Genomic DNA, 5,496 nt, shown 5'->3' with positions numbered 1-5,496 from the left:
ATAAAATGCGTCCCAAACCTTCAACCTCCCATACTTTAATGATGTATATTACGACTTAAATCAGGCCTATATCTCCATTCAGCCTTCTGGAAAAATGATAAAGGTTTTGAGGGAGATTTCAGTGACACATATAATTACATCGCTGATAATCTCATTTAGGTTTTATCATCAGCTCTTGCGGTGGGGAGAGTGGTGGGGGTGAGGAGTTCTGCCAGTTCTGGAGAAAGCTCGGCCTGGGAAAGATCAAACTCCTGAAGGGCCTCCCGGAAGAGGTCCAGCTTGTCCTCAAAGCGGTCTTTGCTGCCAAGTACCAGCCAGCGCTCGCTTTTAAAAAGGCACTGTCCGCTCCTGAGCTTGAGTCCGGCGAATTTCATGTCTCCGTATGAGACCCGAAAACCGGCCTGCTCGGCCACCTTCTCCAATGCGTTCAAAATCTGCTGCTGCTTTTTCTTGCTGAATCTTTTAAAGGTCATGGACTATTACTGGGAGGTAAAGGTTCGGGTTTGCCCAGCAGGTAATCAGGGCGATAATTACTCAAGGAGCGAAAAATATTGGCCGGAACCTTGTCATTTTTTTGGCTCAGGCTGGCGATGACGGCCTTGACCTCCCCTCGCTTGGAACGACCGGCGGAAGGGCATTGATTCCTCACCACTGGGAGCTCCAGGTTTTTCGCCAGCCGAAGGACCCTGGCGTCCGGAACCATGGCCAGCGGCCGGATGATGGTTAAGGCGCCCCCGAAAAAATCCTGGACCGGCAGCATGGTGCTGATCTCGCCGCTGTAAAAAATGTTCATAAGCAAGGTCTCGATCAGGTCGTCGCGATTATGGCCCAGGGCCACCTTGGAGCAGCCTAAATCACGCGCCAGCTCAAACAGCCGGCGTCGTCTGAGTCTTGCACAGAGGAAACAAGGATTTTCCCGGTTCAAATCCGAATGGGCCACGCGGGCGTAATCCGTATCCTCGAAATGGTATTCTAAGCCCAATTCATTGAGGCAGGCCTTGAGGGACTCTTTCTGTTTAAGGTCATCGTATCCTAAATCCAGATGCACTGCCACCAGGGAGTAGTCAATCGGCACTCTCAAGCGGCGCTCTTGTAAAAATTTGGCTAAGAGCAGGCTGTCTTTTCCCCCGGATATGCCTAACAGAATCCGGTCGCCGTCTTCGATCATCCGATACTGATGCAGGGCCTTACCGACCAGTTTTTTAAACTGCTGTGTTAGAGAGGACATGCTCAACCATGCAGATATAAGTCATTAAATAGCTTCCTTCTCGGTCTTATCGCCGCTTCAAAGATAAATATGATCAGGCCCAAAAGTCAAGCCTGCTCTTTGTTCACGTCCCAGGCCGAGAAAGCTCCAAGCGCCTCAGCGTCAATAACCCCGTCCCGGACCAGGAAAATCCTTAAGGCGGCATGATTGTCCAGCACCAGGTCCGCCTCGGCCAGTTCCGCAGGAGGCAGGGTGGTGGCCAGGGCCAGGCAGGTCAGACCGGCGGCGCGGGCCGAAGCAATCCCGGCCGGGGCATTTTCCACAACCAGCACCTCTGCGGCTGGAAGTCCAAGGCCGGCCAGGGCCTTGAGGTAAGGCTCTGGGTGCGGTTTGGATCGTCTCACCTGGTCACCGGTGATTAAAGGGGAAAAGGAGCTGGCCAGCCATGTCCACAGGTCTGGAGTTAAAACCTCCCGGCTGGAACTTGTGACCAGAGCCAGCCTCAAGGCAGTTCTGGCCAGCAGCTCTACCAGCCGAGCCGCTCCAGGGAAGACAGGCACCTCTGCCGCGTATTGATCCCAATAAATCTCACGCTGTCTAAGATAAATCCGATCAAAGAGCTCAGGCGCAACACGCTGGCCATTCCGCTCAAAAAGATGGACTAAAAGATCGCGATCAAGCGCTCCCTCATGACGCAGGATGAAATCCGCGTCCACCTCAAGGTCAAATTCGCCCAATGCCTTGCGCCAGGAGGCCACATGAGCGGGCATGCTGTCGAGAATAACGCCGTCCAGATCGAAAATAACGGCCTGAACATTTTCAGGGCTTATCTTCATACAATTATCTGAAAGCCTCGCCTCTTAATAAAGCAGGTATTTTTTCCGTTCCTCAAGGAAGCTGCTTAACTCCGGCTGCCATTCCCGGGCAAGGTCAGCCGCACTCATTCCCTTTTCAAGTCCTTCCCGGATACGCCTGTCTCCTAAGATCAGGTCCAGAGGACACCTTTCACGTTCATACTCATAGGGCGGGGCCTTCCAGGCGACCTGATCAGGATAGAGGCGAAGCAGGACCTCGAGCATGGTCAAAGAAGTAAGGTAAGGTTGATACCGGAGCCTGTCTGCGGGATGGACCTCCAGGCCGTGGCAGACCTCTGCCCGGTACTTGTGAAAGGTCGGTTCAAAAGCGGCGGCGCGAAAATAAACCCCGGGAAGGTCGTAGCCCTCCAGTTCGGCCTTAAATTGCTTCGAGTCTATAAACGGCGCGCCGCACAGATGAAAAGGGCGCGTCGTGCCCCGCCCTTCGGAGATATTCGTCCCCTCCCAGATGACCTGGCCGGGATAGACCAGAGCCGTCCCGGAAGCAGGCATATTAGGGGAAGGCATGACCCAGTAAAGCCCGGTCTGATCATAATACATCTCCCTGCTCCAGCCTGCGAGGCGGACAACTTCAAAGTCCGGGGCCGGGTTTAATCGGCGGGCGATGTATCCTGCCAGTTCGCCCATGGTCAGTCCATGACGCATGGGCAGGGGGGACAAACCCACAAAAGAGGCGCAATCCGGCTTGAGCAGGTTGCCTTCGACCTGTATGCCTCCGATAGGGTTAGGCCGGTCAAGGACCATGACTTTGAGACCCGTGCGCGCCGCTTCCTCCAGGCAGTAGGTCATGGTCTGAGCAAAGGTATAGACGCGGGTCCCGACATCTGCCAGGTCAATGATCAAAACATCCAAATTGGCCAGCATTTCAGGCTCAGGCCGCCGCGTGCGCCCATAGAGACTGAAGATCATGCGGCCGGTACTACTTTCCCGGCCATGATCTGACTCGACCATGTTATCCTGCTTTTCTCCGGCAAACCCATGCTGCGGGCTGAAAATGGTCTTGAGCCGGCCTGGCAAAGCCTGGTCAATAAGCTGAATCGCGTGGTTTAGTTTCGGCCCGACCGAGGCCTGATTGGCCACCAGCCCGAGACTTGCCCGCCGCAGATGAGACGGTGGATCCTTTAAAAGGCGCTCCAGCCCTGTCTCTACCGTTCTGGGTTCATGAACGCCATTCTTTTTATTTAAGACCGGCTTCATCTGACGTTAGTTACAAAGATTAAAAAAAAGATTAAAAAAAAGGTTGACAAATCCCGGGCAAGCGGATATACCGCCTTGCGAGCGGTTCAGAAGATCCTGGACGACTGCTCCTAACATAAATTAGAAGGCCGGTGATCCCGGTCTTCTTTTTTTTGCGCTTCCTGCCACAAGGCGGGGCCAGCCCCTTCACCCCTGAACCTTTTTCTCGAGAAAAGCCAAGGCAATCGGAATCAGGCGCCGTACCATTGCTTCGCCTTCAAGCTGCTGGTGCTGCATGAACTCCTCGTAGTCAGGATGAGTTTCAGTCAACCGCGGATACTTCGGTGAAAACTGACTCTTGATCTCCTTATAATTCAGAATGAGCTCGACCAGAGAGTACTCCTCCCCGGCAAAGCCTTTAACCCAACCCAAACGGCGCATGCACTCCCAGCGCACCTGATCAGCCAGAAAGAAATACACGTCAAGCACCGCCATTTTCGTCTTCGCGTCGAGATGCGGAAATTTCATTCCAGCGCCCAGGCCGCGAAAGCCCATGATCAGATCCTGAAGGACAAAGGATGATGTCCCCTGTAAGCGGGCCAAGGCAAGCAGCGTCTGGTCGGTCAGGTCACAAAGCCGAGTCCGTATGCTCAAGGCCTCCTGGAAATGACTCTGCCAGCCAGGCAACCCGCGGCGAAAGGCCCGGTCAACACTGTATTCCTTTAAATCAACGACCTTGCTCATCTGCCTTCTTCCCTAACTCATGGATTGCCTTTGGATCCAATACAGACTTTTCAACGGAAAAGATTGACATCTTACTACAAATTATAACTATATCATAGACCGTAAAAATGTTAAAATACCGGTACCAGAGGTCTTAAAGGATGAATGAGGGTGAATCAAGGAAAAAAACATTTTAATTCAAACCAGTTGAATATAGTAAACCAGGCTGTCTCAATCTCAGAGGACGTCGTTAACGACCGTTTTAACCTGACTCTTTCAAGCTGGAAGAAATACCGTTACGACATCCGAACCCTCAAAGACCTGAACCTTCACGAGCATATACCTGAAACCTTTGCCCAGATAATGCGCTACAGCCGGCCTGCACCGCCCGATGGTTTGCGTGAATCGGATTTTTACAGCATCTGCATCCAGGACGATAATATCCTTCAAGCTCTGAAGAGAGAGACAGACCTTACGCTTCGGCCTCTTTTAATTTATGTCATTACCCACGAACTGGTGCATATAATCCGTTTTTATCGCTTTCTCCAGAGTTTTGAGGCCAATGAAAAATCACGCGCCGCTGAGGAGGCCCGAGTTCACCAGATCACCTATGAAATGCTCAAGGCGATCAAGCTGCCTGACCTGCCGATCATTCTCGATTACTACTCAAGGCACAGGGAGATGGTTTACTGAAATATACCGCCGCCTTATTAGGCTTGACAAACCTGAAAAAATGATTATTTTAAGCCCAGAGATAATAAGAAGAGGTTTTGAGTTATGCCACTATATGAGTATCAATGTGAGACTTGCAGCCATATCATCGAGGAGCTTCAGAAATTTTCCGACCCGCCTCTGAAGACATGCCCTCATTGCGGGGGGAGGCTTACCAAACTCATGTCGCTCAACACCTTCCACTTAAAGGGCTCCGGCTGGTATGCCACCGACTACACCAATAAAAAAGGCCCGGGCAAGTCGCCTGAGAGCCACGACACAAAACCCGCGAAAAAAACCGATTCATCCAGTAAAAAGGAAACCAAGAAGGAAGCTAAAAAGGAAACCTGAGTTGGCCTTTTAAAATCCTTGGCAGACATGAACAAGCAGCATAAGAGCTGCTTTTTTTTTCGGGAAGAGCTTCCTAGAAAAATTCTTCTCTAAAAAATTAGTGAGCCTACTCCTCAAAGACACCCATTTTCGATATATAGAAAGTATGGTACAAATACGGTCTGGCTGAAAAGGTAAGGATTGCTTTGTCGCCAGCGCTCCTTCTTAGAAACTATTTCTCCTGTTTCAGGATTTAATAATATGAAACCCATTGAATTTGCATGTTTTTTATATTATATCTGACCCGTTGTTTATAAGCGCGTTTGTAGTAGTCTTGGCTTTATTGACATATGAAAGACCAGAAATATACGGGCGGGGATAAACCCCGCCCCTCAAGTTTGGCCTTTTCATTTATAAGCTCTGATTGAGTTTGGAGTCCTTTTTTAGTTTAAGTACAGGTGTATAGGACAGCTG

7 protein-coding genes are annotated in these 5,496 nt (G+C 50.9%); 2 read left to right on the top strand and 5 right to left on the bottom strand.

Annotated elements, in window-relative coordinates; genetic code table 11:
- Positions 1-155: 155 nt before the first annotated feature.
- The 5 genes from JRI95_16135 to JRI95_16115 all read right to left on the bottom strand — a co-directional run bounded on the left by JRI95_16135 (position 156) and on the right by JRI95_16115 (position 4,002).
- Complete coding sequence (locus JRI95_16135) at positions 156-473, bottom strand: hypothetical protein (protein ID MBW2063073.1); 318 nt, start codon at positions 471-473, stop codon at positions 156-158.
- Positions 470-1,228 (bottom strand): tRNA 2-thiocytidine(32) synthetase TtcA, encoded by a 759-nt coding sequence (locus JRI95_16130; protein MBW2063072.1) that lies wholly within the window; start codon positions 1,226-1,228, stop codon positions 470-472. The genes JRI95_16135 and JRI95_16130 overlap by 4 nt, the downstream gene beginning before the upstream one ends.
- 86 nt (positions 1,229-1,314) lie before the next feature.
- Positions 1,315-2,043: an HAD family phosphatase gene (locus JRI95_16125; protein ID MBW2063071.1), complete on the bottom strand. Its 729-nt coding sequence runs from the start codon at positions 2,041-2,043 to the stop codon at positions 1,315-1,317.
- Between the two features lie 24 nt (positions 2,044-2,067).
- Complete coding sequence (locus JRI95_16120) at positions 2,068-3,279, bottom strand: DUF1343 domain-containing protein (protein MBW2063070.1); 1,212 nt, start codon at positions 3,277-3,279, stop codon at positions 2,068-2,070.
- Positions 3,280-3,465: 186 nt separating this feature from the next.
- Positions 3,466-4,002 carry a hypothetical protein gene (locus tag JRI95_16115; protein ID MBW2063069.1) on the bottom strand — a complete coding sequence of 179 codons (537 nt, stop codon included), beginning with the start codon at positions 4,000-4,002 and terminating at the stop codon, positions 3,466-3,468.
- 150 nt (positions 4,003-4,152) lie between these two features.
- Here JRI95_16115 and JRI95_16110 point away from each other — a divergent pair, with 150 nt between their 5' ends.
- Entirely contained in the window at positions 4,153-4,674 is a 522-nt protein-coding gene (locus JRI95_16110) for a hypothetical protein (protein MBW2063068.1), read from the top strand.
- Between the two features lie 84 nt (positions 4,675-4,758).
- Positions 4,759-5,043 (top strand): zinc ribbon domain-containing protein, encoded by a 285-nt coding sequence (locus tag JRI95_16105; GenBank protein MBW2063067.1) that lies wholly within the window; start codon positions 4,759-4,761, stop codon positions 5,041-5,043.
- Positions 5,044-5,496: the final 453 nt, after the last annotated feature.

This window comes from Deltaproteobacteria bacterium (assembly GCA_019308995.1).
Classification (GTDB): domain Bacteria; phylum Desulfobacterota; class Desulfarculia; order Adiutricales; family JAFDHD01; genus JAFDHD01.
The sequence above is the reverse complement of the archived record's forward strand: the minus strand, read 5'-3'. Positions and strand labels throughout refer to the sequence as shown.